Source organism: Actinoplanes oryzae, assembly GCF_030757795.1.
Taxonomy (GTDB): Bacteria; Actinomycetota; Actinomycetes; order Mycobacteriales; family Micromonosporaceae; genus Actinoplanes.
Genome location: NZ_JAUQWH010000073.1, coordinates 16,281 through 42,500 on the forward strand (window position 1 = coordinate 16,281; position 26,220 = coordinate 42,500).

General features: G+C 73.3%; 24 protein-coding genes. 16 read left to right on the forward strand and 8 right to left on the reverse strand.

What is annotated here, in order from left to right:
* Positions 1-78: 78 nt before the first annotated feature.
* Positions 79-1,176, forward strand: a complete 1,098-nt coding sequence (gene pdhA, locus RBH18_RS23105; protein WP_306211107.1) for a pyruvate dehydrogenase (acetyl-transferring) E1 component subunit alpha — start codon at positions 79-81, stop codon at positions 1,174-1,176.
* Positions 1,177-1,313: 137 nt separating this feature from the next.
* Here the strand turns inward: pdhA and RBH18_RS23110 are convergent, their stop codons facing one another.
* Positions 1,314-1,694 carry an STAS domain-containing protein gene (locus RBH18_RS23110; RefSeq protein WP_306211108.1) on the reverse strand — a complete coding sequence of 127 codons (381 nt, stop codon included), beginning with the start codon at positions 1,692-1,694 and terminating at the stop codon, positions 1,314-1,316.
* Positions 1,695-1,828: 134 nt separating this feature from the next.
* Between RBH18_RS23110 and RBH18_RS23115 the strand changes: the two genes are divergently transcribed.
* The gene (locus RBH18_RS23115; protein WP_306211109.1) at positions 1,829-2,587 is read left to right on the forward strand and encodes a hypothetical protein; all 759 of its coding nucleotides are present in this window, start codon (positions 1,829-1,831) and stop codon (positions 2,585-2,587) included.
* On the opposite strand, the gene RBH18_RS23120 is transcribed toward RBH18_RS23115, so the two are convergent.
* Positions 2,568-4,031 carry a gluconokinase gene (locus RBH18_RS23120; RefSeq protein ID WP_306211110.1) on the reverse strand — a complete coding sequence of 488 codons (1,464 nt, stop codon included), beginning with the start codon at positions 4,029-4,031 and terminating at the stop codon, positions 2,568-2,570. The genes RBH18_RS23115 and RBH18_RS23120 overlap by 20 nt on opposite strands.
* A gap of 74 nt (positions 4,032-4,105) precedes the next feature.
* Here RBH18_RS23120 and RBH18_RS23125 point away from each other — a divergent pair, with 74 nt between their 5' ends.
* From RBH18_RS23125 to RBH18_RS23155, 7 genes are all read left to right on the forward strand, one after another.
* The gene (locus RBH18_RS23125) at positions 4,106-6,070 is read left to right on the forward strand and encodes a right-handed parallel beta-helix repeat-containing protein (protein ID WP_306211111.1); all 1,965 of its coding nucleotides are present in this window, start codon (positions 4,106-4,108) and stop codon (positions 6,068-6,070) included.
* Positions 6,071-6,171: 101 nt separating this feature from the next.
* Positions 6,172-7,371, forward strand: a complete 1,200-nt coding sequence (locus RBH18_RS23130) for a S8 family peptidase (protein ID WP_372338969.1) — start codon at positions 6,172-6,174, stop codon at positions 7,369-7,371.
* 5 nt (positions 7,372-7,376) lie between these two features.
* Positions 7,377-9,563 carry a sensor histidine kinase gene (locus RBH18_RS23135; RefSeq protein WP_306211112.1) on the forward strand — a complete coding sequence of 729 codons (2,187 nt, stop codon included), beginning with the start codon at positions 7,377-7,379 and terminating at the stop codon, positions 9,561-9,563.
* Complete coding sequence (locus tag RBH18_RS23140) at positions 9,560-10,201, forward strand: DNA-binding response regulator (RefSeq protein ID WP_306211114.1); 642 nt, start codon at positions 9,560-9,562, stop codon at positions 10,199-10,201. Before RBH18_RS23135 ends, RBH18_RS23140 begins: the two co-directional genes overlap by 4 nt.
* A 54-nt stretch (positions 10,202-10,255) precedes the next feature.
* On the forward strand, positions 10,256-11,068 hold the full coding sequence (locus tag RBH18_RS23145; RefSeq protein WP_306211116.1) for a trypsin-like peptidase domain-containing protein: 813 nt from the start codon (positions 10,256-10,258) through the stop codon (positions 11,066-11,068).
* A gap of 31 nt (positions 11,069-11,099) precedes the next feature.
* Positions 11,100-11,648: a hypothetical protein gene (locus RBH18_RS23150; protein ID WP_306211118.1), complete on the forward strand. Its 549-nt coding sequence runs from the start codon at positions 11,100-11,102 to the stop codon at positions 11,646-11,648.
* Between the two features lie 15 nt (positions 11,649-11,663).
* Positions 11,664-12,029 carry a 2-phosphosulfolactate phosphatase gene (locus tag RBH18_RS23155; protein ID WP_306211119.1) on the forward strand — a complete coding sequence of 122 codons (366 nt, stop codon included), beginning with the start codon at positions 11,664-11,666 and terminating at the stop codon, positions 12,027-12,029.
* Positions 12,030-12,366: 337 nt separating this feature from the next.
* On the opposite strand, the gene RBH18_RS23160 is transcribed toward RBH18_RS23155, so the two are convergent.
* Positions 12,367-13,242, reverse strand: coding sequence for an oxidoreductase (locus tag RBH18_RS23160; RefSeq protein WP_306211121.1), 876 nt, complete (start codon positions 13,240-13,242; stop codon positions 12,367-12,369).
* A 111-nt stretch (positions 13,243-13,353) separates the two neighbouring features.
* On the opposite strand from RBH18_RS23160, the gene RBH18_RS23165 reads away from it, so the two are divergent.
* The 3 genes from RBH18_RS23165 (at position 13,354) to RBH18_RS23175 (ending at position 16,922) form a co-directional block, all read left to right on the forward strand.
* Complete coding sequence (locus RBH18_RS23165; RefSeq protein WP_306211123.1) at positions 13,354-14,217, forward strand: helix-turn-helix transcriptional regulator; 864 nt, start codon at positions 13,354-13,356, stop codon at positions 14,215-14,217.
* A 41-nt stretch (positions 14,218-14,258) separates the two neighbouring features.
* The gene (locus tag RBH18_RS23170; protein ID WP_306211125.1) at positions 14,259-16,052 is read left to right on the forward strand and encodes a cation:proton antiporter; all 1,794 of its coding nucleotides are present in this window, start codon (positions 14,259-14,261) and stop codon (positions 16,050-16,052) included.
* 321 nt (positions 16,053-16,373) lie between these two features.
* Positions 16,374-16,922: a hypothetical protein gene (locus tag RBH18_RS23175; RefSeq protein WP_306211127.1), complete on the forward strand. Its 549-nt coding sequence runs from the start codon at positions 16,374-16,376 to the stop codon at positions 16,920-16,922.
* A 66-nt stretch (positions 16,923-16,988) separates the two neighbouring features.
* Here the strand turns inward: RBH18_RS23175 and RBH18_RS23180 are convergent, their stop codons facing one another.
* Positions 16,989-18,611: a tetratricopeptide repeat-containing diguanylate cyclase gene (locus RBH18_RS23180; protein ID WP_306211128.1), complete on the reverse strand. Its 1,623-nt coding sequence runs from the start codon at positions 18,609-18,611 to the stop codon at positions 16,989-16,991.
* 79 nt (positions 18,612-18,690) lie between these two features.
* Between RBH18_RS23180 and RBH18_RS23185 the strand changes: the two genes are divergently transcribed.
* Complete coding sequence (locus tag RBH18_RS23185) at positions 18,691-19,653, forward strand: EamA family transporter (protein ID WP_306211129.1); 963 nt, start codon at positions 18,691-18,693, stop codon at positions 19,651-19,653.
* A 219-nt stretch (positions 19,654-19,872) separates the two neighbouring features.
* On the opposite strand, the gene RBH18_RS23190 is transcribed toward RBH18_RS23185, so the two are convergent.
* Positions 19,873-20,538, reverse strand: coding sequence for a Tat pathway signal sequence domain protein (locus RBH18_RS23190; RefSeq protein WP_306211131.1), 666 nt, complete (start codon positions 20,536-20,538; stop codon positions 19,873-19,875).
* A 264-nt stretch (positions 20,539-20,802) separates the two neighbouring features.
* Here RBH18_RS23190 and RBH18_RS23195 point away from each other — a divergent pair, with 264 nt between their 5' ends.
* The gene (locus tag RBH18_RS23195) at positions 20,803-21,441 is read left to right on the forward strand and encodes a DUF6230 family protein (protein ID WP_306211133.1); all 639 of its coding nucleotides are present in this window, start codon (positions 20,803-20,805) and stop codon (positions 21,439-21,441) included.
* 2 nt (positions 21,442-21,443) lie between these two features.
* Positions 21,444-21,821 carry a DUF6114 domain-containing protein gene (locus RBH18_RS23200; protein WP_306211135.1) on the forward strand — a complete coding sequence of 126 codons (378 nt, stop codon included), beginning with the start codon at positions 21,444-21,446 and terminating at the stop codon, positions 21,819-21,821.
* A 5-nt stretch (positions 21,822-21,826) separates the two neighbouring features.
* Here the strand turns inward: RBH18_RS23200 and RBH18_RS23205 are convergent, their stop codons facing one another.
* The gene (locus tag RBH18_RS23205; RefSeq protein WP_306211137.1) at positions 21,827-22,813 is read right to left on the reverse strand and encodes a DUF808 domain-containing protein; all 987 of its coding nucleotides are present in this window, start codon (positions 22,811-22,813) and stop codon (positions 21,827-21,829) included.
* Positions 22,814-22,983: 170 nt separating this feature from the next.
* Here RBH18_RS23205 and RBH18_RS23210 point away from each other — a divergent pair, with 170 nt between their 5' ends.
* Positions 22,984-23,922, forward strand: a complete 939-nt coding sequence (locus RBH18_RS23210; protein WP_306211139.1) for an SGNH/GDSL hydrolase family protein — start codon at positions 22,984-22,986, stop codon at positions 23,920-23,922.
* Positions 23,923-23,926: 4 nt separating this feature from the next.
* On the opposite strand, the gene RBH18_RS23215 is transcribed toward RBH18_RS23210, so the two are convergent.
* Together RBH18_RS23215 and RBH18_RS23220 are read right to left on the reverse strand one after the other, a co-directional pair.
* Positions 23,927-25,381, reverse strand: coding sequence for a glycoside hydrolase (locus tag RBH18_RS23215; RefSeq protein ID WP_306211140.1), 1,455 nt, complete (start codon positions 25,379-25,381; stop codon positions 23,927-23,929).
* Positions 25,382-25,413: 32 nt separating this feature from the next.
* Positions 25,414-26,022: a DUF998 domain-containing protein gene (locus tag RBH18_RS23220; RefSeq protein WP_306211142.1), complete on the reverse strand. Its 609-nt coding sequence runs from the start codon at positions 26,020-26,022 to the stop codon at positions 25,414-25,416.
* Between the last annotated feature and the right edge of the window lie 198 nt (positions 26,023-26,220).

A 26,220-nucleotide genomic window follows, 5' to 3' on the forward strand; every position in this document is an offset into this window, starting at 1 on the left:
GCCGCAGACTACCCGCCGGTACGTGCGGAAGGTCTTAAGGTGTGTCACGGTCCATGATCGGCGAGGGAGGGACCGCACATGGCGGACGACGGATTGATCCAGCTGCTGACGCCCGACGGCGAGCACGCCGGGAGCGTCACGACGGCGGACGGCGTCACGTACTCGGCCGACTTCACCGACGAGGAGTACAGGGACCTCTACCGGGACCTGGTCATCGTGCGCCGGCTGGACGCCGAGGGTCTCGCGCTGCAGCGCCAGGGCGAGCTGGGCCTGTGGGCGAGCCTGCTCGGCCAGGAGGCCGCCCAGGTCGGCTCGGGCCGGGCGCTGCGCGACCAGGACATGGTCTTCCCGACCTACCGCGAGCACGGCGTGCTCTACACCCGCGGCATCGACCCGATCATGCCGTTCGGCCTGTTCCGCGGCATCGACCAGGGCGGCTGGGACCCCAACGAGCACAAGTTCAACCAGTACACGCTGATCATCGGCGCCCAGACGCTGCACGCCACCGGCTACGCGATGGGCGTGACCCTGGACGGCGCGACCGGCACGCCCGAGGGTGAGGCCGTCATCGCGTACTTCGGCGACGGCGCCACCAGCCAGGGCGAGGTCAGCGAGGCGTTCGTGTGGGCGAGCGTGTACAACGCGCCGCTCGTCTTCTTCTGCCAGAACAACCAGTGGGCCATCTCCGAGCCGACCGAGCGCCAGACCCGGATCCCGCTGCACCGGCGCGCCGACGGCTTCGGCTTCCCCGGCATCCGGGTGGACGGCAACGACGTGCTCGCCTCGTACGCCGTGACGCGCGCGGCCCTCGACAACGCGCGCCTGGGCCAGGGGCCGACGCTGATCGAGGCGTACACGTACCGGATGGGCGCGCACACGAGCAGCGACGACCCCACCCGCTACCGTGCCGCCGGCGAGGTGGAGGAGTGGCGGGCCAAGGACCCGATCAGCCGGGTCAAGGCGTTCCTGACCAAGCAGCGCATCGCCGGCGACGACTTCTTCGAGCAGGTCGACGAGGACGCCCGCAAGCTCGCCCTGGACCTGCGCGACCGGGTCATGGCCCTGCCCGACCCGCAGCCGGTCTCGATGTTCGACCACGTCTACCCGACCGGCTCGCCGGAGCTCGACGCCCAGCGCCGCGAGTTCCAGGACTACCACTCGGCCTTCACCGACTAGGGGCGCAGGCGGCGCCGGAGGTGCCACCCCGCCGGCGCGCGGTGTCCGATGCGGAGGGGCGGCTTCGCCGGGCCGCGTGCCGCTCGGCCGGCGGTGAACGGCCCGGCGGCAGCGGCCCGGGAGCTCGGCAGGCAGGGTCAGGCGTGCTGCAGGCGGTACAGGCCCGCGTCGCTGAGGCCGCCCCGGCCGGGCAGGCCGAGGACGGCGTCGGCGCCGACGAGGCGCAGGACGTCGAGGACGAGCGGGTGCAGGTTGCGCAGGCTCAGGGTGGTGCCGTGGCCGGTGGCCGCGGCGTGGCACTGCAGCAGGCCGCGGGTGCCCGCGGCGTCGATGAAGGTGACCTGGCCGAGGTCGAGCTCCACGAAGGCCGGTCGCCGGTCGAGCAGCTCGCCGACGGTCTCGCGCAGGGCGCCGACGGTGTCGTGGTCGAGCTCGCCGGTGACGGCCAGCCGGGCGCGACGGCCGGGCCCGGGCGGGGACACCTCGATGGTCAGGGGTTGCCGGTCGGGAAAATCCATGACGTCGTCCCAGGATGGGTGCGGCCGGCTGCCTCTCTCTGCCGAAAGTCACCGGCTCCGCGCCCCCATGCTACCGCCGTGGCCCCGGGCCCGGCGGACAGACGCGGCTTGCGCCCGGCTGGAACCATCGCCGGATGGACGTACGGGCAGCGGCCGGCGCCACGGTCTGCGGCCTTGCCACCGCCGGGGCGATCGCGGTCGTGCTCGGCTCCCTCGGCGCGTACCAGGTGCCCGACTACGCCGACCAGGACGTCACGACCGCCCTGAGTCTCGGCCTCGTCGCCACGGTGGCGGCCGTCGCCCTCGTCGCCGCGTTCCGCGTCGTCGCCGGCGGGCCCGGGCGCCAGGTTGCCGTGCCGCTTCTGCTCGTTCCGCTGGCCGTGCTGCCGCTGGTCGCCGGGGCGGAGCGCAACCGCGTCGAGGCAGCCCTGCTCTGGGGCGCCGCTGCCGTCGCGGTGCACGCGCTCATCGCGTACGGGAGGAAGGGCAGTGCCGTCGTCGTGGTGCTCGCGGTCCTGCTCACGTGGGCCGCGCAGGACCGGTGGCGGGCCCAGAAGTTCGCGGCCGTGGGCCTGCCGCTGGTCGTGCCGGACGTCCCGGGCTACCGCCTGACCGGCACCTGGGCCGGCCGCTACAGCATCAGCATGACCCTGCGCGGGCCGTCGGACCGCCGCGTCCACGCCGTCATCGAACGCCCGCGCGGCGGCTGCGGCTCGCCCCCGGCCCGCGAGCACGCGGTCCTCTGCCTGCGTGACGGCGCCGCCCTGAGGCTCGTGCCGGGCGGCGTCTCCGGGTCCGTCGCCGATCTCGAGCCCCTGGTCGCCCTGCGCGAGGCGAGCCCCGCCGAGTTCGCGAGCCACCCCGACGACGACGCTATGGCCGAGCCGGATTGACGAGGGTGTCGTACATCTCGGCGAAGCGGGCGCGCCGGTCGGCGTAGTACCCGGCGTGGGCCGGGCGCGGCTCGTAGGTCGCTCCGGTGGTCCGGGGCTCGCGCGCGACGCCGGGCGCCAGCGTGTCCAGGGCGAGCAGCGCGGTGCCGCACTGCGTGGAGCGGCGGCGGGTCACGTGGGTGACGGGGCGGGCGAGGACGTCGGCGAGGATCTGCAGCCACGACGGCTGGTCGTTGCTGACCCGGCCGGCCGCGGCGACCTCGGCTATCCGCGGGGCGGCCGGGTGCAGCTCGTCGGCGACCCGGGCGTACGTGATGGCGACGCCCTCGACGATGCCGCGGAACAGGGCGTCGGCGTCGGTAGCGGCCGACACCCCGCCGAACGCGGCGCGGGCGCTGCCGGCCCAGCCCGGGGCGCGTTCGCCGGTCAGGTACGGCAGCACGAGCGGCGTCGCGGAGGAGGGCGGCGCGGTGAGGGCGGCCTCGGGGGAGGGGCTGAGCCGGAGCGTGCTCTGCGCCCAGCTGACGGCGCGGCCGACGTCGTTGATCGCCCCGCCGAGCAGGGTGCGCCGGGCGTCGGCCCGGTAGTTCCACAGTCCCGGCGGCAGCGGGTCGGCCGGGCCGTCGAGCAGCACGCGCAGCGCGCCGCTGGTGGCCGTCGCCGCGGTGAGCACCGTGGCGTCGAGCGCGCCGGAGCCGATGGTGCTCGCGTAGCCGTCGGTGATTACCGGGAACCACACGGCCCGGGCCAGCGCGGGCCGGGTCGTGGCGGGCACGGGGTCGTCCGACGGCGGGGTGAGGCGATCCGGGTCGAGGCCGGCGGCGGCCAGGAGCTCGGCGTCGAACGTGCCGGTGCGCCGGTCGAGCAGCCCGGTCCACGCCGCGGTGGACGTGCCGGCGAGCGGCTGCCCGATCAGCCGGTGCCAGATGAACTCGCCCAGCGACCACCAGTGCGCGGCCGCGGCGGCGACGCGCGGTTGCGTGGCGGCGAGCCAGCGCAGGCGCGGCGCGTGGTAGCTGGTGTGCAGGCGGGTTCCGGTGCGCTGCTGGACCGCGTACTCGTCGAGCTCCCGGCGCAGGTCCGTGACCGCGCCGGCGCTGCGGGAGTCGGCATAGGTGAGGCACGGGGTCAGCGCGCGCCCGGACGCGTCGACCGCGATCAGCGAGGCGGCGAAGGTGTCCATCGCGACGCCGGCGATGCGGGTCCCCAGGCGCGGGTCGGCGGTCACCGCGTCGAGGACCTGCCCGACCTCCGCGGTCACCTGCTCGGGGTCGATGACCGAGGTGCCGTCGGGCGCGACCGTGAACGCGTGGGGGACCTTGTGCTGCAGGCCGTGCACACGCCGGCCCGCCGCGTCGTGGACGCCGCCCCGCGTCGCGGTCGACCCGATGTCCATGGCGAGCACCAGCGGATCCTGCGCGTCGGGCAGAGAGACGTCGGTCATCCGGCCACCCTAGCGGAGCCCCCGAAACTTTCGGAGCGTTGACACCGTTTCTTCCGGAACTCTAGGGTCCCCTCATGACCTTGCTGCACGTGGCGACCACCGGCTCCGACCAGTCCAGCGGCTCTGCGGAGGAGCCGTTCCGGACGATCAACCGCGCCGCCGCCGAGGCGCGGCCGGGCGACACCGTCGTCGTGCACGCGGGGGAGTACCGGGAGTGGGTCACGCCCCGGCGTGGCGGGCTGAGCGACACGCGGCGGATCACCTACACGGCCGCCGAGGGCGAGCACGTGGTGATCAAGGGCTCGGAGCGGGTCACCACCTGGGAGCCCGACGGCGGCACGGTGTGGCGCGCGGTGCTGCCCAACGCGCTCTTCGGCGACTTCAACCCGTACGCGGAGGAGGTCGCCGGCGACTGGATCGTCTACGACGAGGGGGCGCCGCACAAGCACCTCGGCGACGTCTACCTCAACGGGCGCAGCTTCTACGAGGTCGCCGGCCGGGCCGAGCTGGACGACCCGCCGCTGCGCACCGAGGTCCTCGACAACTGGACCGGTGTGCTGACGCCGGTGCCGGACGAGGAGCAGACCCGGCTCGTCTGGTACGCGGAGGTGGGTCCCGAGGCGACGACGATCTGGGCCAACTTCCAGGGCGCCGATCCCAACCGGGAGCTGACCGAGATCAACGTACGCCGGTCGGTGTTTCATCCGCTCGTCCCGCACCTGAACTACATCACCGTGCGCGGCTTCGAGCTCGCGCAGGCCGCCTCCCCGTGGACGCCGCCCACCGCCGACCAGCCCGGGCTCATCGGCCCGAACTGGGCCAAGGGCTGGATCATCGAGGACAACGACATCCACGACGCGAAATGCTCGGGCATCTCGCTTGGCAAGGAGGCGTCGACCGGCCACAACTACGCGACCGAGCGCGGTGACAAGCCCGGCTACCAGTACCAGCTGGAGTCGGTCTTCTCGGCGCGGCAGATCGGCTGGGACGCCGAGCACATCGGCTCGCACGTCGTGCGGCGCAACACCATCCACCACTGCGGGCAGAACGGGATCGTCGGGCACCTCGGCTGCGTCTTCTCGACGATCGAGGACAACCACATCCACCACATCGCCCTCAAGCGCGAGTTCTACGGCTACGAGATCGGCGGCATCAAGCTGCACGCCGCCATCGACGTGGCGATCCGGCACAACCGCATCCACGACTGCTCGCTGGGCACGTGGCTGGACTGGGAGACGCAGGGCACCCGGATCACCCGCAACGTCTACCACGACAACAACCGCGACCTCTTCGTCGAGGTGAGCCACGGCCCGTACCTGGTGGACCACAACGTCCTGGGTTCCCGCGCCTCCTTCGAGTCGTTCAGCCAGGGCGGCGCCTTCGTGGGCAACCTGGTCGCCGGCGCGGTGTGGCTGGTGCCCGTGCTGGACCGGGCCACTCCCTACCACCGGCCGCACAGCACCCAGGTCGCCGGCTACGCCGTGATCCGCGGCGGCGACGACCGCTGGATCGGCAACATCTTCCTGGGCGGGTCCCTGGCCGAGGCGTACGACAAGGACCGCCGCCAGCCGGGCTCCACCGAGGCCGGCTACGGCCTGGCCGGCTACGACGCGCACCCGTCCTCCTTCGACGAGTACCTGTCCCGCCTGGCCGCCCAGCCCGCGGGCGACCACCAGCGCTTCGCCGACGTCCTGCAGCCGGTCTGGGCCCGCGACAACGTCTACCTTGCCGGGGCCCGCCCCTTCGCCGGCGAGCCCACCCCGCACGTCCTCGACGCCGGCGCCGTCTCGGTCGAGGCCGAGGGCGACGAGGTCTACCTGGTCACCGACCTGCCCGCCGGCTTCGGCGACGCGCGCCTCGGCGTGGTCGGCGGCCGCGACCTGCCCCGGGTCCGCTTCGCCGACGCCGACTTCGAGGAGCCCGACGGCACCCCGGCCGTGATCACCACCGACCTCACCGGCGCCACCCGCCCCGCCACCGCCGCCCCGGGCCCGATCGCCGCCCTGTCCGCCGGCCGCTCCCGCACCCGCATCTGGTGACCTACGGTATGGCGTTTTCGGTATAGACAGCGATGCATACCGGGGGCTTAGTCTCGGCGGAACGGGCGCTCACCCGGCGTCCGAAGGACGAGAGGATCCCCATGGCGATTCGACGACCCCGCCTCGGTGCGGCCCTGGCCGCCGGCCTCGCCGCGGCCACCGCCGCCGCCCTCACCTCGACCCCCGCGCTCGCCGCGCCCACCGGCCAGATCCTGCTGGCCGGCACCGCGACGGCCGTGCCCGGCAGCTACATCGTCGTCCTGAAGGACGCCGCGGGCGCCACGAGCGTCAAGGCCGCCGCCGTCACGGCGAAGAGCGCGGATCTCGCCGCCAGGTACGACGGCAGCGTCGCCCGGACCTTCGGCTCGGTGCTCAACGGCTTCGAGGCGAAGCTGAGCGAGTCCGCGGCCAAGCGGCTCGCCGCCGACCCCTCGGTCGCCTACGTCGAGCAGAACCAGACCGTCTCGCTGACCGCGACCCAGTCCGGGGCGACCTGGGGGCTGGACCGGATCGACCAGGCCAGCCTGCCGCTGAGCACCACCTACACCTACACGCAGACGGCGTCCAACGTCACGGCGTACATCATCGACACCGGCATCAAGTACACGCACAACGACTTCGGCGGCCGGGCCAGCTTCGGCTACGACGCGGTCGGCACCGGCGGCGTGGACTGCAACGGGCACGGGACGCACGTGGCGGGCACGGTCGGCGGGACCACGTACGGGGTCGCGAAGCAGGTCAAGCTCGTCGGCGTGCGGGTGCTGAACTGCTCGGGGTCGGGTACCAACGCCGGGGTGATCGCGGGCGTCAACTGGGTGACCAGCAACGCCGTGAAGCCCGCGGTCGCGAACATGAGCCTCGGCGGCGGCGCGAGCACCGCCCTGGACAACGCGGTCGCGAACTCGATCAGCTCCGGGGTCACCTACGCGCTGGCGGCCGGCAACTCGACCGCGAACGCCTGCAACTCCTCGCCCGCCCGGGTCGCCGCCGCGATCACCGTCGGCGCGACGACCAGCACCGACGCCCGCGCGTCGTACTCGAACTACGGCACCTGCCTGGACATCTTCGCGCCGGGCTCGTCCATCACGTCCGACTGGTACAGCAGCAACACCGCGACCAACACGATCAGCGGTACGTCGATGGCCTCGCCGCACGTGGCGGGCGCGGCGGCGCTGGTGCTGTCGGCCAACCCGTCCTACACCCCGGCCCAGGTCCGGGACAACCTGGTGAACCGGGCGACCGCGAACAAGGTGACCAGCCCGGGAACCGGTTCCCCCAACCGGCTGCTGTTCGTAGGCTGACCCATGTGGACGGACGTCGATCGGGCGCGGTCGAGGCGAGCCTGCTCCGGCAGGGCCGCAAGTACGCCCTCGCGCTGCGCCTGATCGTCGTCGGTCTGTCCAGCACGGCGGCGGTGCTCTTCGGGGCGGCGCCGCCGGTGGCGTTGGCGCTCACCGCCTGGAACCTGCTCTACGCGTGGAAAGGCACCCGGCGGTGGGCGCCCGCCGACGTGGCCGTCATGGTCGCCGTCGGCCTCACGCAGCCCTGGACCGTGGAGTCCGACCCGCGTGGCGGCGGCACCTGGGTCCTCATCGCCGTGGCGATCACCGTCGTGACGTACCCGTGGCTGCTGTCCGGAATCGGTTTCGGCGTCGCTGTCAGCGCGGTCGTGGGCGCGCACTACGCCGGCACGATCCTCGCCGACCCGGGCGGCTGGCTGGTCAACGAGACCGTCGAGATCTGGACGGCGGCGGAGGCGGCGCTGTCCTGGGCGCTCTACCGGTTCGTGCGGCGCAGTGCCCGTACGGCGGACGAGATCGTCGCCCGCGGCGAGCAACTGCGCCGGACCGCCGCCGTGGCCGCCGCCCGCCGTGCCGACGAGCGCGAGTATCTCGCCGCCCTGCACGACACCGCGTCGGTGACCCTGCTGATGATCGGCAACGGCGTCCTGACCCGGCGTGAGCCGTGGCTCGCCGAGCAGGCGCGCCGGGACCTGCGCGAGATCGGCCGCCCGGATGCCGACGGGGAGCTCGACCTGATCGCGCTGCTGCACGACGTCGCCGCGCCCACGCCGCTGGACATCTCGTGGCGTACACCGGGGGACCTGCTGCTTCCGGCGGTCGATGCGGTCGCGCTCAGCCGCGGCACCCGGGAGGCCCTGACCAACGTCGTGCGGCACGCGGGGGTCGGCCAAGCCACCATTTCCGTACGCCGTGACGGCGCGACCGTGACAGTCGAGATCTGTGACGAGGGCCGGGGCTTCGACCCCGCACAGACCCCACCCCGCCGGTACGGGGTCACGCGCTCGATCAAGGACCGCATGACCCGCCGGGGCGGCGAGGCGCACGTGGTGAGCAGCCCTGGAACCGGTACCACCGTCACGCTGGTGTGCCGGCTCGCCGTTCCGGAGGTGCACGGCGACGAGGGCGTCATCGCCGCGAGCTTCCAACGGGGACTGCACTGGGCCGTGGTCGTCACCGTGCTGGCCGTCCTGGTGCTGCTCGATCTGCCGCACCTGCTGGCGGCCCCGGAGGCCTACACGTCGCTGCCGGCGCAATATGCCGTCTGGGCCGGGCTGGTGGCCGTCACCCTGATCGCCGCGTGGGCGAGGAAACTGCCGCGCTGGCCGTTGGTGGTGGCGGTTGCAGTGTGTTCCATCGTCGCGACCGCCACCGTGCGCCCCGAGTTCCGGCTCGGCCCGGCGCACTGGTCCGAGGGGGACGCCGGCTGGCCGCTCGTGCTCGTCCTGCTCGACAGCCCGGTGGCGCTCCTCGCCGCCGTGCTCGCCGCGCAGTACGCCGTGACGTTCGCCCAGGCCGCCGTGGACGGGCAGGCCGCGCTGAGCGTGGCGGGCGTGGTCAACGCGTCGTGGGCGGTGCTGTCCTTCCAGCTCGGCATCGCCATGGTCGCCGCCGTGCTGCGGGGCCTGGCCGTGTCGTCGGCCCGGGTGCTGCGGGAGGCGGAGCGGGTGCGGACCGCCGAGGAGGTCGGCCGGCAGCTGCACCGCGACCGGGAGCGCCGGTGGGCGGAGCTGGCGCCGGGCACCGTACCCCTGCTGGAAGGCCTCGCCGCCGGGGAGCTGGACCCGGCCGACCCGCGGGTGCGGGCACGGTGCGCGGCCGAGGCGGCCCGGATGCGCCGGCTGCTCGGCGAGGACGCGGCGGTCGCCGACCCGCTGGCGCACGAGCTGCGCGCCTGCATCGAGCTGGCCGAGCGCAACGGGGTGCCGGTGTCCTTCGCCGAGTACGGCGCCCGCCCCGAGCTGCCGCCCCCGGCCCGCCGGCGGCTCACCGAACCGGCGATCGCCGCGCTGGCCACCGCCCGGGGCAAGGTGCGGCTCACGGTCGCCGGCACGCCGGAGGCGGTCACGGTCAGCGTCGTCGCCCGCTGCTCGGCGCCCCCGGACCTGCCCGACGGCGACGGGGTGCGCCGCTCGACGGTGCTCGACGGCGACCGCTGGTGGATCCAGGCGGTGTGGCAGGGGGCGGCATGATCAGCGTTGTCGTGGTGGACGACCATCCCGTGGTGCACGCCGGGGTACGCGCCTGGTGTGCGCTCGCCGATCCGCCGATCGAGGTGGTGGCGTGGGGCCCGGACGTGTCGGTCGCGTGGCTGCCGCCGGGCGCCACGGCCGACGTCGTGGTGCTGGACCTGCAGCTGGACGTGACGGGTCCCGCGTACGGGGATCTCAAGCGGCTCGTCGACGCCGGCCGCCAGGTGATCGTCTACAGCATGCGCGCCGACCGGGACACGGTGCTGACCTGCCTGGACATCGGCGCGTGCACCTACCTGACGAAGGCCGAGGGGGAGGACCACCTGGTCGCGGCGATCGGGGCGGCCGCCGCGGGGACGCCTTACACCCCGCCCGCGCTCTCCGGCGCCTTCGGCACCGACGACCGGCCGCACCGGCCGCGGCTGTCGCCCCGCGAGACCGAGGTGCTGCTGGAATGGTTCCACAGCGAGAGCAAGGAGATGGTCGCGCGCCGCCTGCACCTCACGGTGCATCGGGTGAATTCCTGCCTGGAGCGGGTACGCGTGAAGTACGCGAACGTGGGCCGGGAGGCGCCGACCAAGGCCGCCCTCGTCGCCCGGGCCCTCCAGGACGGGCTCCTCACCACCGACGATCTGTAGATGGGGGTTGTTCGGCCCCCACCGCTCGGCCCCGCCGGTCGATACTTTCCGTAGGTGGCTCTCTTCAAAGCGTTACGTCTCCTCGGGGCCGTCGCGGTGGTGGTCGTGCTGGTCGTGCTGGTCGTGACCCTGCACCGGCAGAGCGACCGGATCGACCAGCTGCGGCAGCAGGCGGCGGCCGACCGGCACCAGCTCGACCTCGCCGACGCCGCGGCGGGGCAGCAGGCCACGGCCCTGGACAAGCGGGTGAAGACCCTGGAGACCCGGCTCGGCGCGCTGGACGAGCGCAGCAGGCAGGCCTTCGACCCGCGGGCCGTCGCCGCCTCCGCGCTGCCCAGCGTCTTCCAGGTCATCGCGGGCGACTTCAGCGGCAGCGCCTTCGCCGTCGGCAAGCCCGCCGGCGGCCGTACCCGGATATTGACGGCCTATCACGTGATCGAGAGCGTGTGGACCACCGGGCGCAAGACCGTCCGGCTGGAACGCGACGCCAAGGGCTACACGGCGACGATCGCCGACGTGAGCCCGCGGCACGACCTCGCCCTGCTCACGATCGGCGCCAAGATCACCGGGATCACCGCGGCGGCCGCGGCCCCGGCGTCCGGCGAGCAGATCCTCGTGGTCGGCGCCCCGCTCGGCCTCACCGACACCATCACGACCGGCGTGGTCAGCGCCGTCCGCGCCCGGGTCGGCGGCCCCGGCACGATGATCCAGATCGACGCGCCGGTCAACCCGGGCAACTCGGGCGGCCCGGTCGTCAACACCCGCAAGGAAGTCGTCGGCATCGCCGACGCCAAGGCGGAGGACGCGGAGGGCATCGGCCTCGCCGTCCCGATCCGGACCGCCTGCGACGTCTTCGACGTCTGCTGATCCCACTCTCTCTTTTGTGGAAGGAAGAGCCGTGACCTATCCGCCGCAGGAGCAGTTCCCGCCCGCGCCCCCGCCGAACACCTCGCAGCCCACCGCGCCGCTGCCGGCGCCGCCGCCCTACCCGCCCGTGTCGGCCACGCCCTACCCGGCACCGCCCGAGCGCCGCCGCCCCACCGTCCTGGTCCTCAGCATCGCCGCCGCCCTCCTGCTGGTCTTCGGCGGCCTGATGCTCGGCCTCTACCTCAACGAGCACGGCAACCTCAACGACACCAAGGGCAACCTCCGCGACACCCGGGCCGACCTGACCGCCCAGGTCGAGGAGCAGAAGAGCATCGTCACCAGCACGCAGCAGAAGCTCGCCGACGCGGAGAAGAAGACCGGCGACCTGACCAGCCAGCTCGGCACCACCAAGACCGACCTCGCCGAGACCAAGAGCCAGCGCGACGCCCTCGTCCCGTGCATGCGCCGCATCCAGGACGCCTTCGACGCCGCGGCCAACGGCGACGGCCCCGGCGTCGACCGGGCCCTGCGCTCCGCCCGCTCCTCCTGCGACAAGGCCGAGATCAAGGTCGACTCCTGACCGCACCATGGCACCATGCAGACAAGAGCAGTGCGCATCACCGGGCTCGGCACCGACCTGCCGGCCGGCGCGGTGGTGGTCGTCATCGACGTCATCCGTGCCTTCACGACGGCAGCCGTGGCCTTCGACCGCGGGGCGACCGACGTGCTCTGCGCACCGTCGGTCGCCGCCGGCCGCGCCTTCCGCGCCTCCCACCCCGGCAGGCTGCTCGCCGGCGAGGAGCACGGCGTCAAGCCCGGCGACTTCGACTTCGGCAACTCACCCGCCGAGCTCGCGCGGGCGACCCTGGACGGCCGGGGCCTGATCCAGGCCACCACCAACGGCACCCGCGGCCTGGTCCGGGCATCGCAGGCAACCGCCCTGCTGGCCGCGTGGACCTGACCGAGGACCTCACCCACTGCCGAGCCGTCGACCGCTACAGCTTCGCCATGGTCGTCGACCACCGCGGCGACCACGCCGTCCTCACGCCCCACCACCCATGACCGGTCCTCCGCCCATTCCCGGTGGCTGTCCACGACGCGGCTTGCCGCCCTGGCGTGGTGAGTCAGTACGGCGCCGCCGTCGGGTCCGGCCCGGCCGCCGACCGGGCCGGCCTGGTCCAGCTGATCGCCGACGCCGCCCTGGCGATGCCGGGGCGCTGAGGTGGTGACCGGGCGGTCACAGGTGGGCGAAGGCGGCGTCCGAGGTCGTGGCTCGAGGCGATCCTCGGCGAGGAGCTTCAGAGGTAACGGACGCCGGTCAGGTCCTCGGCGACGGCCCAGAGGCGCGCGGCGACGGCCGGATCGGCGGCCTCCCTGCTCAGCCGGGCCTCGGTGACCCGCCCCCGCGTCTCGCCCAGCCCGGCCGGGCCGAAGAACTGCCCCCCGCGTACGCCGGGATCCGTCGCGGCCTTGAGCTGCGGCAGCGCGCCGCGCTCGACCGGCTGGGTGGCGAGCAGGCCCAGCCAGGCGATCGGCCGGCCGAGGCGGCCGCGGTGCTCCCAGGCGCGCGGCGTCAGGTTGGTGCGGGTCAGGCCGGGGTGCGCCAGCGTGCTGATCACCGGCGACCCGGCCGCGCGCAGGCGGCGGTCCAGCTCGAGGCCGAAGAGGGTGGTGGCGAGCTTCGACCGGCCGTACGCGGGCGCGGCGCGGTAGTCGCGCGTACTCATCAGGTCGTCGAAGTCGAGGTGCGCGCCCTTGTGGGTGATCGAGCTGAGGCTGACCACCCGGGCGGCCGGCGCCGCGGTCAGCGCGTCGAGCAGCAGGCCGGTCAGCGCGAAGGGGCCGAGCATGTTGGTGCCCAGGTGCAGTTCGAAGCCGTCGGCGGTGGTGCGGCGCGGGCCGAGCAGGACCACGCCGGCGTTGTTGACCAGCAGGTCGATCGCGGGATGGTCGGCGACCAGCTGCTTCGCGAAGGCGCGTACGGACGCCAGCGACGCCAGATCCAGCTCGCGCACCTCGCCCCCGATGCGGCGCGCCACGTCGCTCCCGGCGGCGGTGTTGCGGACGGCGAGCACGACGTGGGCGCCGCGCTCGGCCAGGGTCGTGGCGGTGACCAGGCCGAGGCCCGAGTTCGCGCCGGTGACGACGGCCACCCGGCCGGCGAGATCAGTCATGTCAAGCTCCCTGGAACAGCGGTGGACCGCCGACGTTAGGAGACTCCCGGACGGTTTCCCTGGTCCTGCGGGACCTACCCTGCGGGTCCGGCCGGGCGGCACACTGAGGGCATGACCCATCCGTACGCCCGGGAGCTCGGCGACTTCCTCCGCGCCCGCCGCAACCGGCTGCACCCGCGCGACGTCGGCCTCGAGCCCGGCGGCCGGCGGAAGGTGGCCGGGCTGCGGCGCGAGGAGCTGGCGCTGCTGGCCGGGCTGAGCACCGACTACTACCAGCGGATGGAACAGGGCCGGGAGGTACGCCCCTCCGACGACGTGCTCGACGCGCTCGCCGGGGCGCTCGGGCTCGACGACGAGGAGCGCCGGCACCTGTTCACGCTCGCGCAGGCGGCTCGGCGACCGGCGCCCGCCCCGGTGCACCGTACGGCGGAAAGCGTGCCGGCGAGCACCCGCCGGCTGCTGCGGGTCATGGACACCCCGGCGGTCGTCCTCGGCCGGCACCTCGACCTGCTCGACTGGAACCCGCTGGCCGAGGCGCTGCTCGGCGACCCGGGCATCGTCCCCCCGGACCGGCTCAACATGCTCCTGCTGCTCTTCGACGACACGCTCACCCGGGGATACAGCTGTGTCGCGTGGGAGCACCAGGCCCTGGAGTACATCGGGATGCTGCGCGCCGCCGTCGCCACCGACCCCACGCACCCGCGCGCCACCGAGATCGTCGGCGAGCTGAGCATCCGCAGCGCGGAGTTCCGCCGGCTGTGGGCCCGCCACGACGTGCGCGAGTCGGTCAGCGGCACCAAGACCTTCCACGTCGCCGAGGTGGGCGACATCGTCCTGGACTGGGACACCTATCCGCTGCCCGGCAGCCCCGGCCCGGTCCTGCTGGTCTGGACCGCCGAGCCGGGCACCCCCGCCGCGGACCGCCTGCGCCTGCTGGCCACGCTGCACGCCACCCGGACGAGCCGGCGCGCCTGAACCGCCTGCGGGCACCGCGCGGCGGCTGCCAGTCTTGACCGGTGACCGAACTGCTCGTCGTGATGGTGACAGGCCTCGTCGTGATCGCCGCGGCCACCGTGGCCGGACCGCGGCTGGGGATCGCGGCGCCGCTGGTGCTGGTGACGATCGGCGTCGGCGCGAGCTTCCTGCCCGTGTTCGGGTCGGCGCACATCGAACCCGAATGGATCCTCGAGGGCGTGCTGCCGCCGCTGCTCTACTCGTCGGCCGTGTCCATGCCGGCGATGAACTTCCGCCGCGAGTTCGGCGCGATCAGCGGCCTCTCGGTGGCGCTCGTCGTGGGCACCGCGCTCGGGCTGGGGCTCTTCTTCATGTACGCCGTCCCGGGGCTCGGTTTCGCGTACGGCGTGGCCCTCGGCGCGATCGTCAGCCCGACCGACGCCGTGGCGACCTCCATCGTCAAGCAGACCTCGGTCTCCCAGCGCGTCGTGGCGATGCTCGACGGCGAGAGCCTGCTCAACGACGCGACCGCCCTCGTCCTGCTCCGCACGGCGATCGTCGCCACGGCCGCGACCTTCTCCTTCTGGGACGCGGCCGGCACCTTCGCGTGGTCGGTCGTCGTCGCCCTGCTCGTCGGCGGGCTCGCCGGCCGCCTCAACCTCGTGGTGCGCCGCCGCGTCACCGACCCGGCCGTCAACACCGTCATCTCGTTCACGGTGCCGTTCCTGGCCTCGGTGCCCGCCACCCTGCTCGGCGGCTCCGGCCTGGTCGCCGCGGTCGTCGCGGGACTCGTCACCGGCATCCGCGCGCCCCGCGACCTGTCACCGCAGAACCGGCTGTCGGACACCCAGAACTGGCGTACGGCCGAACTGGTCCTCGAAGGCGCGGTCTTCCTCACCATGGGCCTGCAGATCAAGGCGATCGTCGCCGACGTCGAGCAGGACCACGCCGGCGTCGGCACCGCCGTCCTCGTGGCGGCCGGAGCGCTCGTGCTGACGGTGCTGGTGCGAGCGGCGTACGTGACCCTGCTCCTCGCCGCCCTCGCCCGCCGCGCCCGCCACGGCGCCGGCATGCGGCCGATGCTGCAGGACATGCACGAGAAGCTCGGCACCTCCGAGGGCAAACAGGAGGCGTTCAAGGAGGTCAACTCCCGGCGCCGGCGCGAGCCGTCCGAACGCGACCTGGACCTCTTCTCCCGGCGCGTCATCATGGGCCTCGCCACCATCGACTACTTCCTCCGCCAGCCCCTGGGCCGGCGCGAGGGCATTGCCGTGGTCTGGGCCGGCATGCGCGGCGCGGTCACCGTGGCCGCCGCCCAGACCCTGCCGGAAGACACCCCGCAGCGCCCGGTGCTGGTGCTCGTCGCCTTCGCGGTCGCCGCCCTGTCCCTGCTGGTCCAGGGCGGCACGATCGGCCCCCTGCTGCGCCGCATCGCGCCCGCGGCCGATCAGGCGGCGCTCGCCGCCCGCCGGGCCGAGGAGCGGGACCGGCTCTTCGCCCTCCTGCGAACGAGCAGCGAATCCGTCCCCGCCCCGGCGTCGCTTTCCACCCCGCCGCCGCTTTCCGCTTCGCCGTCGCTTTCCACCTTGGCATCGCCTTCCGCCTCGCCGCCGCTTTCCGCTTCGCCGTCGCTTTCGGCCTCGGCATCGCCATCCGCTTCGCCGTCGGTTTCCGCCCCGACGGAGCGCGACTTCACCGCCGCGAAGGAGCACCGGCTCGCAGTCCTGGCCGCCCAGCGTGCAGCCCTCCTCGACGCCCGCGACCACGGCACCTTCGACGCCGAGGTGCTGACCGACGCCCTCGCCACCCTCGACGCCACCCAGATCGACCTCGAACTCCGCGGCAAGCTCGCGTAGCCGCTCAACAGACGGCTCCCGGGCCGCAGAGAGCCGGCTCCAGCCGGGCGAACGCACGCTCGGTCAGCTCGGTCAGCTCGATCGGATCGCCGGCGCGGGCGCTGAAAGCCCAGCGTTCCGGCGCTGAGCCGGCAGGGCCGCAACCTGCAGTTCGCGGTCAACCGCCTGAAACGCAGATCAGCCCGCCCCGAACAGCGGAACTTGCCGTCTGGAACAAGCACACCGGCTGTCTGGAACAGGAGGTCGGCCGGCTGGAACAAGGGCTCGGCAGGCGAAAAATCGGCGGTGACGCGGGCGGGATGTCGGTAGCGTGCCGGACCGATGGCGACTTTCGTGCACCTCACCACGGCGCGGGCGGCTCGGGGCATCGAGCGCTCGGGCATTGCCGCGCGCAGCCACGGGCGAGCCGTAGAGCCGCGCAGCCAGGGGCGGGTCGGCGAGGCGCGGGGCCACGGGCGGGCCGGGGAGCGCGGGGTCTACTGCATGCCGATGCTGCCGTCGTTCGTGCTCACCCATCAGTGGACGCGCGAGCTGCGCCGGTGGAAGCCCGGCGTGCTGGTCGCCGTCCATCTGCGGCTGCCCGACGACCAGCCGGTGACCGTCGGCCACTACGGCGCCGCACCCGAGTGGGTCAGCGCCGCGGAGGCCGCCGGCCGGATCGCCGCCCTCGACGACCCGCGCGGCTACGAGGTTTTCGTCCCGCGGGCGGTCACCGCCGCCGAGGTGCGCCGGATCCGCGACGTTCCGCAGGGCACCGGCTGGCGCTACGTCCCGGGCGCGCACGGCAGGCGGCCGTGCGGCTGCCCGGTCTGCGCGGTCAGAGGCGCCTACAAGGGAGCAGGAATCCGCCGACGATACGCCGAGCTGTGAGCTCCAGCCCGGGCGACCGCCGATCCGGCCGAGGCGCCCGTCACGGGCACCGGGCGCGACGCGGAGTCAGCCGCAGCAGACCTGGTTGCGGCCGGCGCGCTTGGCGGCGTAGAGGCGTTCGTCCGCTTGGGCCAGGCCCTCCGCCACGGTGGTGCCCGGGCGGATCTCGGCCAGGCCCACGCTGATCGTCACCGCCAGGCCGGGCTGCATGCTGTCCCAGGGGTACCCGGCGATCTGCGCCCGCAGCAGTTCGCACTGCATGCGCGCTGCGGGCAGGTCCACCGCGTTCACGGCGATCAGGAACTCCTCGCCGCCGAAGCGGGCCACCAGGTCGGTGTCGCGCAGGTTCTCCTGCAGGACGGCGGCGATACGGCGCAGGACCTCGTCGCCGACCAGGTGGCCATGCTCGTCGTTGACCTTCTTGAAGTGGTCGACGTCGGCGACGGCGACGCAGAAGGGGTGGCCGGCGGCGGCGAGCTCGGGCAGGCGCCGGTCGACCGAGCGCCGGTTGGGCAGGCCGGTCAGGGCGTCCTCGGCCGCCTGCCGCTGCCAGAGCACGTTGTCGGCGGCGAGTTCGGCGTTGCGGGTGCGTTCGAGTTCCGCTTCCAGCCGGGCGTTCTCCGCCTCGAGCCGGGCGTTGTCGAGCTCGAAGTGGTGCACGGCCATCCGGGCGCGCGCCGCAGCCGTGTCGCTGTGCGCCTCGCGTTCCAGCTCGTGGAAGGAGCGGTAGTGGGACAGCGCCGCGGCCAGGTCGCCCGTCTGCTCGTACGCGGCGGAGAGCTCGTGGTGGATCTCCATGGCCATCGGCTTCTCGCCGGCGTCGAGCGCCCGGTGCAGCGCCACGGTCAGGCCCACGATCGCGTCGCCGGACTGGCCGCGCATGAGGCGTACCCGGGCCAGATGGCGCAGGGCGGCCAGCTCCAGAGACCGGTAGCCGCCCGTCACGGCGATCTGCCGGGAGTGCTCGATGAGCCCGGCGGCGGCGTCGAGGTCGCCGGAGAGCGCCCGCAGCATGCCGAGGTTGTCGAGGCTGATCGCCTGACGGAACGGGTGGTCCACGGCCCGCGCCAGGCGCAGGGCCTCGGTGACACAGTCCAGAGCCTTGCCGAGCGTACGGTCGGCAGCCGCGAACTGACCCGCCGAGCGCAACCGCTGCACCTCGTAGACGCCGTTGTCGCCCACGTTGTTGAGGATGCAGAAGCGGGCCTCGTCGTCCATGCCCTCGGCCATGGTCAGCGCGCGCATCAGATAGTGGGTGCTCAGCTCGTGGTCGCCCATGCTCCCGTGGACGACGCCGGTGCGGTTGTGCACCCAGAAGAGCAGCCCGTTCTCGCCGAGCCGCTGGGCGATGTCGCGTCCCCGGGCGAGGGCTTCGAGGGCCTCCTGGTGCATGCCGAGGTCGTTGAGGGACATGGCCTCGACGGTCAGCACCTCGCAGATGGCGTACTCGTCGCCGCGCGCCTCGAGGATCGCGACCGCCTCCCGGCACGCCGCGATGGCGTCCTCCTGGCGGCCGAGGCGGAGCAGCTGATTCGCGTACGACCGCAGGGCCGCAGCCTGTCCCGCACTGTCCCCGGTCGCGCCGGCCAGCGTGGCGGCCTGCTCCGCGATGGCGCAGCCGCCGCGGTAGTCGCCGGCCAGCCGCCTGTCCTCGGCGCGCAGGAGCAGGGTTCCGACGGCCTCGCTCACGTCCGCCTCCCCTCGGCCCGGTCAGGCCGCCCCCATCGGCGCCGGGTCGCTCGGTCTGAGGTTTTGTAGGCTGGATTCCGTGCGGAGTGGGCGGGTCGGCCCGGGCCTGGCCCTGGCGTTGGTGTCGGCGGCGACGTTCGGGACGTCCGGGTCGTTTGCCCGGTCGCTCATCGACGCCGGCTGGTCGGCGGAGGCCGCCGTGATCGTCCGGGTGGGCATCGCCGCGGTGCTGCTGGCCGTGCCCGCGCTGCTCGCCCTGCGGGGCAGGCGGCTCGCGGGGCCCGGCACGCTCGGGGCCATCGGGCTGTTCGGCCTGCTCGCGGTCGCCGGGGCGCAGGTCGGCTTCTTCAACGCCGTGCGTTATCTCCCGGTCGGCGTGGCGCTGCTGCTCGAGTACTCGGGCATCATCCTGGTGGTGCTGTGGATGTGGGCCCGGCACGGCGACCGGCCGCGCCGGCTGACCCTCGCCGGCTCGGCGGCCGCGGCGGTGGGCCTGGTGCTCGTGCTCGACCTCGCCGGGGGAGCGGACCTCGACCCGGCCGGGGTGGCGTGGGGCCTGGTCGCGGCGGTGGGCCTGGCGACGTACTTCGTGGTGTCCTCGCACGTCGGCCCGGAGCTGCCCGCGGTGACCCTGGCCTGCGGCGGCATGGCGTCCGGCGCCCTGATCCTGCTGCTGCTCGGCGCCGTGGGAGTGCTGCCGCTGCACGCCTCCACCGGCCCGGTGTCCTTCGCCGGCCGGGAGGTCAGCTGGCTCGTCCCGGTCGCCGGCCTGGCCGTCCTCGCGGGCGTCGTCTCGTACGTGTCCGGCATCGGCGCCGCCCGGGCCCTGGGCGCGGCGCTCGCGTCCTTCGCGGGGCTGACCGAGGTGCTGTTCGCGGTGCTCTTCGCGTGGCTGCTGCTCGACGAGCTGCCGACGGTCCTGCAGGCCGTCGGCGGCGTGTGCATCCTGGCCGGCATCGCCCTCGTCCGCCTCGACGAGCTGCGCCGGAGCCAGGTCCCGGCGACCGGGGCAGCCCCCGGGGCGAGCATCCCGCCGCGCTGACCCGGCCGGGCGGAGCTCAGCGACGCGATGCCTCCAGCAGCCCACGGTTGCAGCCTTCGGCGACCGCGGCCGAGGATTCCACCTCGATCACCGTGCTGATGCGTGGTTTTCTCCGCAAGGGACGGGGTCGCCCGGATCGGCCGAGGACGCCGCGATCCCGGTGGCAGGGCACGGCTCGCCGGACGCGTTGCGGGTGCCCGGCGAGCCGTAGGGGCGGGATCAGTTGGTGAAGACGGCGGGTGCGCCGGTCGCGCTGCTGTCCAGCACGGGGGCGTAGCGGGCGGTGAAGTAGCCGCTGCCCGGGCACGTGATCGGGCCGGAGAACTTCGTGAAGGCCTGCCCGGCGAACGAGATCGAGTTGTCGGTGTTGTCGGACACGCCGGTGATGGCGTTCCCGACGGCGCGGTAGACGCAGGTGACCGAGCCGAGGATCGTGCCCAGGCTCAGCGTGGTCTGCACCGGGGCCGCGTCCGTGCCGGTGACCGTCACGGTGCCGGTGCCGCTGGAGACCGTGGTGGCGAACGGGGTGTTGTTGACCGTCACGCTGTTCACCCGGGTGACGCCGAGGATGTTCGAGGTGCACGACGCGAACGTGTGCGCGGTGACGGACTCGGACGCGACGCCCGGGGCCTCCGGGTTGTCCGTGACCGTCGCCGTGAAGGCGGACTGGCTGCAGGTGACGCCGGTGCTGCCGCCGGCCGCGGTGGCGAAGTCGGCGGTCGTCCCGGCGGCGACCGATGCAGTCAGCACGTCGCCCACGGCGACGGCGGCGCCGCCGGGGGCCTCGACGGTCAGGACGGTGGACGCCGCGGCGACGCCGGCGGCCCGCGCGGGGCTGCCGGCGAACGCGGCCGCGGTCGCGGTGGCGGTCGCTACAAAGATCACAACAATGCTTCGGTACGCGCGCATGACTCTCCCTGCCGGAAGTGGACGGAATGGTGCGCTCGGTACCGACGCCGACGCTCGACCCGTCGGTTTATAGACCCCGGCGAGCCGTAACGTCAAGGCAAGGAATATGTAACATCCCAGGACTTGCAATCTCCGGTCCGCCGCCCTTGACCCGCTTCTTACCGAGCGGTAACTTCGCCCGACCGACATTGACGCCCGGCAATGCCTTATCCGCCACTCATGTCGACTCAGGAGCGACCGATGTCCCTTGACGAATCTCCACCCCCGCCGCAGGGCGGGGTGCGATGGAAGCGCTTCGGCGGAATGCTGGCCCTGACCACGGCGCTGACCGCCGGTCTGGTGGCACTGACCGCCCAGGGCGTGCTCGCCGCGAACTTCTCGATCTCCGGCATGCCCTTCACGGTCACCGCCACCCAGCTGCACGGCGACGGTTTCGAGCAGTTCGCCGCCCTCGACACGATGATCGAGGACAGCCCGAACGCCGGCGACACCGGCGGCCAGGTCGTCGTCATCGTCTCGGCGATCGACAAGGCGAAGCTGACCAAGCTGTGCCAGAGCGTCTCCCTCGGCGGCATGCATCTGAAGATCACCGCCGGCGACGGCGCCACGCCCGTGAGCGCCGACAGCCTGATCGTCGACTCCGACCTGATTTCGGGCGACACCGACTTCAGGAACATCGACATCGGGCAGGACGCGAGCACCTTCGACAAGGTGAACGACCGCCGCAACGGCGGCAAGGTCAAGGGCGGTGAGGGGGTGTTCGGTCAGCAGGCCGACACCGTCGACATCGCCAACCTGCGGCAGAACAACTACGCCACCACGGCGGCCCGGTTCACCCTGCCGCACCTGCGCATGACCTTCACCGGCGACGGCTGCTGACGATGGGCGGGCGGACGTCCTCCTTCACCCGATGGCGGCGCGCCCGCCCGTTCTCCGGCGGCCTGCTGGTCACCCTGGCGGGCGCCGAGATCCTCGTGACCGTCCGGGCGCCCCTGCCGGTCGTCGTGCACGTCGGCATGCAGGGGCTGGCCGGCTATCTCGTCCCGCTGCTGCTCCTGCTCTGCGGCGTGCTCCTGCTGATCAACCCGGAGCAGCGGCTCTTCTACGCGCTCGTGGCCGCGGGCCTGTCGCTGGCCTCCTGGCTCACCTCGAACCTGGGCGGCTTCGTCGCCGGCCTGCTCCTCGGCCTGATCGGCAGCTCCCTGGCCTTCGCCTGGTCGCCCACCGCCCGCCGGCGCCAGGAGAACAGCAGCGCCTGACGGTCTCAGTGCGTCTCTGTGCCGGCCTCGGCCTGCGCGCCGGGCGTCGCCTCGGTTGCTGCCTTGTCGTGGTCGCCCTTGCGGCGGTGCAGCGTGAAGGTCATGACCACCACGATCAGCGCGCCGACGATCAGGCCGAGGACGGCGCTGGCGACCGTGTTGACGAGCCAGCCGACCAGGCCGCCCAGCGGGCCGGTGGCGTCGTGCGCCGCCTCCTCGAGATGGTGCACCTGCTCGTAGAGGAAGTGCAGGCCGAGCTCGTCCGTGCCGACCAGCAGGATGTGGCCGCCGACCCAGAGCATCGCGGCGGTGCCGACGACCGTGAGGACGGTCAGCACCACGGGCATCGCCTTGACCAGCCCGCGGCCGAACGAGGCGACCGCCCCGGGCAGCTGGGACAGGCGCAGCCCCGCGTCGTCCATCTTCACGATGAGGGCGACGGCGCCGTAGACGAGGACCGTCATGACCAGGGCGACGACCGCCAGGATCGCGAGGCGGGACCAGAAGGGCTCGTCGATCACCTCGTTGAGGGTGATGACCATGATCTCGGCCGACAGGATCAGGTCGGTGCGCACCGCCCCGGAGATCAGGCTCTTCTCGTCCGTGGCCCGCTCGTCGGCGCCGTGTGCGTCGTGGTGGGCGACCTTGGCCCACACCTTCTCCGCGCCCTCGTAGCACAGGAAGGCGCCGCCCAGCATGAGGATCGGGGTGAGCAGCCACGGCACGAACTGGCTCAGCAGCAGCACCGCCGGCAGGATGATCAGGAACTTGTTGCGCAGCGACCCCAGCGCGATGCGCTTGATGATCGGCAGCTCGCGCTCGGCGGCCAGCCCGCGCACGTACTGCGGGGTCACCGCGGCGTCGTCGATCACGACGCCCGCTGCCTTGGCGCCGGCCTTCGCGGCGGCCGCGCCCACGTCGTCGAGCGAGGCCGTGGCGGCACGCGCCAGCACGGCGACGTCATCCAGCAGGGCTACGAGTCCACCGGCCAAGGAGATCCTTCCAGAGAAGAGACGGCCGGGTCATTCTCGCGGCTTTTCCTGAACGGTGCCTGGAACTTTGCTGTACCAGGCAGGCGGCAGGGCGCCGGGCTGTCCTCGTTCGGGTGGCCGGGGGCCCGACGGTGGTGCGGGGGCAGTTGCCGGCACCGCAGAATCGGGCGGTGACGTGGGGGCTGGGGAACGCACGCCGGGCGATGATCGCCGCGGTGCTGGCGACGGTGCTGCTGGACGGCGGGGCGGCCGCGGCGGCGCCGGGCGACCAGGCGCCGGGGGAGACGCTGCGGATCATGCCGCTCGGGGACTCGATCACGCGCGGGACGGGGACGCCGGGGCTCGGGTCGTACCGGGACGACCTGGCGATGCATCTGTCCGGTGCCGGGCTGCGGATGGACTTCGTCGGGTCGCAGCGCAACGGGACGACCGCCGACCGGGACCACGAGGGGCACGGCGGGGCCAGCATCGAGGAGCTGGGGGAGAAGGTCGACGGCTGGCTCGGCGAGTACGAGCCCGACGTGATCCTGCTGCACGCCGGCACGAACAACGTGACCCGGGGCGATGACGCGGCGACGATCGTGGCGAAGCTGGGCGTGCTGCTCGATCAAGTGCGGGCGGCGCGGCCGGAGGCGTACGTCTTCGTGGCCCAGATCATTCTGTCGCGCGTGCCGGAGGAGGCGGAGACGGCGCAGGTCTACAACGCGCTCATCCCGGCGCTCGTGGCGAAACGGCAGGACAGCCGGATGATCGTCGTCGACCAGTCGAGCGTCACCGGAATCGATCTGCACGACCTGCGCCATCCCGACCAGTTCGGGTACGAGAAAATGGCGTGGAACTGGTATCAGGCGCTGTCCCGCACGTTTCCGTTGCCGATCGAGTCGGGGCCGAACCCGTACCTGATGACCGAGGCCCGCCGGTGCCTCGCCCAGCGGGTGATCGTCGACGGCGAGGTCAAGCACCGGACCGAGTGCCGGCAGTGGGTGCTGCGCGACCAGCCCGACGGCTCCCGCCAGTGGCAGACGCTGCGCCGCCGCGTGGTGCAGGTCGACGGCGAGCCGCGCGTCGTGGAGTACTGGACCGGCCCCGGTGACCTCCTGAACGTCTGAGCCGTCACGCGCTCACGCCGGCGACCTCCAGGGTCTGCACGGACGCGGCGGGGCAGGCGAGCCGGACGGTCTTGCCGGTGAGGGTCACGTCGGTGCGGCGGGTGTAGCGGTCGGTGCCCGCCGGCACGGTCGTCCACCGGGTCACGCCGCCGGTGACCGTCGCGAAGGCGGACAGGTCGAAGGTGACCGTCTGCGCGGCGCCGGTGTTGACGGCCACGATGACCAGGCGCTTTCCCGCGGCGTCGTAGGCGGCTGCCGTGCTGCCGTCGGGCGTGCCGATGACGCGCATTCCCGGGCGGATGTGGCGGGTGAACTGCGCGAGGACGTGATATTTGACTTCGACTGCTCCCGGCGTACGCGAGGCGGGGTCGTATCTGATTGCGCCCCACCCGGCCGAGGGGTCCATCACCTGCCAGTAGACCCACGCGGTGGGGTGCAGCCACGTCCAGTCGAGACAGAGGTTCCTGGCCATGGTTAGTCCCGTGCCGTCGCTGTCGCCGGTCTCAGAGTTCCAGAGCACCTTGCCGGCCGCCCGGACGTCGTTGAACAGCAGGTCGCGCCGGCCGCCGCTGCCCTGATATCCGTGCACGTTGACCTGGCGTACGAGGCCGCGCGTCGTCGCGTCGAAACTGGCGAACGTGGTACGGGCCAGGTCGTAGCTGGTCTCGTCGGACGCGGACAGCCCGACGCCGGTGAGGCCCTGCGCGTCGAGGGCGCTGCGCGTGTGCGCCAGCACCGTCCGCTGGATGCTCGCGTCGATGTGGCAGCCCTCCTGCGTGCCGGTGTCGGTCCACCAGGCCGAGGAGGGCTCGTTGAACGGGTCGACCGTCCGGAACGTCACGCCCCAGTTGTCCCGGGCCCGCCGCGCGACTGCCGCGAGGTGGTAGCCGTGCTGCGCGTAGTTCCAGGACTGGAGATTGTTGCCGCCGCCGGCCGCCCCGGACGGATTGTGGTTCAGGCACATCCACCACATCGGCGAGTTGGCGAAGAGCTCGCTGATCGCGCCGCGCTGCGTGGCCTTGACGAGGGCGGCGCGCAGGTTGGCGTCGGCGTTCCAGTTCCAGGCGCTGGAACCGGTGTCAGTGCTGTTCCAGTCCTGCCAGAAACCCTCGATCTGCTTGTACGCCGGGATGTTGGGCGACGCGGCCATGCTGCTGCCCGCGACCGTGTTCCAGCTGCAGGCGCCCAGGTTGTAGCGCGCGATGGTGAGCCCGAGTCCGGGCAGTGCCACCCCGTTGTAGGTCACCGCCTTCGTGGTGAAGAACAGATCCGCGAAGTCGTCCCGGTTCCCGAAGACGTTCGCCCACCAGGCGAGCGACGTGCCCCACCCCTCCCACGCGCCGAAGTCGGCGCCCGGCGTGAGGGCGACGGTGGCATCGGCGCGGGCGGCACCGGGGCCGGCCAGGGAACCCGCCACCGCGGCGCCGGCCGCCCCGAGGACAGCTCTTCGCGTGACCATGCCGGCAGTCTCGCCCAAGCAATCGACAGATGTCAATATAAGGTCGCGCGCTCGTGCGGGGTTCGGCGCCCGCTCGCCGGCTCGTGCCCGACCACCCGGACGCTGAGACCGACGACCACGAGGACCAGCGCGAGCAGGATGCGCTCGGCCACGCCGGAGTGCGGCAGCAGGTCGTCGCCGGCCAGCACCGCCTGCCCGTTGAGGGCGCCGAACGCCAGGCACGCCCCGAGCGCGGCCAGGCTCGCCCCGCGCAGGAGCCGCACCGGCGCCGGGCCGGGGAGCATGGCGCCGCGGCGAGGGGCTGCCACTTCCGCCACGAGCAGCTCGAACAGGGGCGGCAGGGCGGCCACCGGCGCGGCCCCGTAGCGGTGCACCATGGCGGCGTGATCGAGGGGCGCGCCGGGCGGGTTGGCGGGGAAGAGGGCGACCACGACCAGGGCCACGCACCAGGCCACGAGCAGGGCGGTGAGCAGCCGGGTCCGGGACAGCGCCGCGCGCACGCCCAGGCAGAGCGAGGCGCCGGCGGCCGCGAGGCAGCAGCACGAGACGGCCAGCAGGACGGCGCCGGGCAACGAGCGGACCGCGTCGCTGACCATCTCCCCCGGGGAGCCGACGGTGGCCAGCGTGCCGAGGCCAGCCACCGTGGACAGCGCAGGAACAGCGTTGCCAACCGGTACCAGCGCGTCATCGGACGGCCGCCGGTTGCCGCCGGATGGCGTACAACTGCTCGAAGGCCGCCACCGTGCGGGCCTCGTCGTGCTGCTCCGCCACCGCGCGCGCCTCGCGACCCAGGGGCCCGGGCCCGCTCCGGATCGGAGAGCACCTCCAGCAACCGGGCG

Excerpts from the sequence above, each read along its gene's own strand:
- pdhA (WP_306211107.1), top strand. The coding sequence starts at position 79 with ATGGCGGACGACGGATTGATCCAGCTGCTGACGCCCGACGGCGAGCAC.
- RBH18_RS23110 (WP_306211108.1), bottom strand. The coding sequence starts at position 1,694 with ATGGATTTTCCCGACCGGCAACCCCTGACCATCGAGGTGTCCCCGCCC.
- RBH18_RS23115 (WP_306211109.1), top strand. The coding sequence starts at position 1,829 with ATGGACGTACGGGCAGCGGCCGGCGCCACGGTCTGCGGCCTTGCCACC.
- RBH18_RS23120 (WP_306211110.1), bottom strand. The coding sequence starts at position 4,031 with ATGACCGACGTCTCTCTGCCCGACGCGCAGGATCCGCTGGTGCTCGCC.
- RBH18_RS23125 (WP_306211111.1), top strand. The coding sequence starts at position 4,106 with ATGACCTTGCTGCACGTGGCGACCACCGGCTCCGACCAGTCCAGCGGC.
- RBH18_RS23130 (WP_372338969.1), top strand. The coding sequence starts at position 6,172 with ATGGCGATTCGACGACCCCGCCTCGGTGCGGCCCTGGCCGCCGGCCTC.
- RBH18_RS23140 (WP_306211114.1), top strand. The coding sequence starts at position 9,560 with ATGATCAGCGTTGTCGTGGTGGACGACCATCCCGTGGTGCACGCCGGG.
- RBH18_RS23155 (WP_306211119.1), top strand. The coding sequence starts at position 11,664 with ATGCAGACAAGAGCAGTGCGCATCACCGGGCTCGGCACCGACCTGCCG.
- RBH18_RS23160 (WP_306211121.1), bottom strand. The coding sequence starts at position 13,242 with ATGACTGATCTCGCCGGCCGGGTGGCCGTCGTCACCGGCGCGAACTCG.
- RBH18_RS23165 (WP_306211123.1), top strand. The coding sequence starts at position 13,354 with ATGACCCATCCGTACGCCCGGGAGCTCGGCGACTTCCTCCGCGCCCGC.
- RBH18_RS23175 (WP_306211127.1), top strand. The coding sequence starts at position 16,374 with ATGGCGACTTTCGTGCACCTCACCACGGCGCGGGCGGCTCGGGGCATC.
- RBH18_RS23195 (WP_306211133.1), top strand. The coding sequence starts at position 20,803 with ATGTCCCTTGACGAATCTCCACCCCCGCCGCAGGGCGGGGTGCGATGG.
- RBH18_RS23200 (WP_306211135.1), top strand. The coding sequence starts at position 21,444 with ATGGGCGGGCGGACGTCCTCCTTCACCCGATGGCGGCGCGCCCGCCCG.
- RBH18_RS23215 (WP_306211140.1), bottom strand. The coding sequence starts at position 25,381 with ATGGTCACGCGAAGAGCTGTCCTCGGGGCGGCCGGCGCCGCGGTGGCG.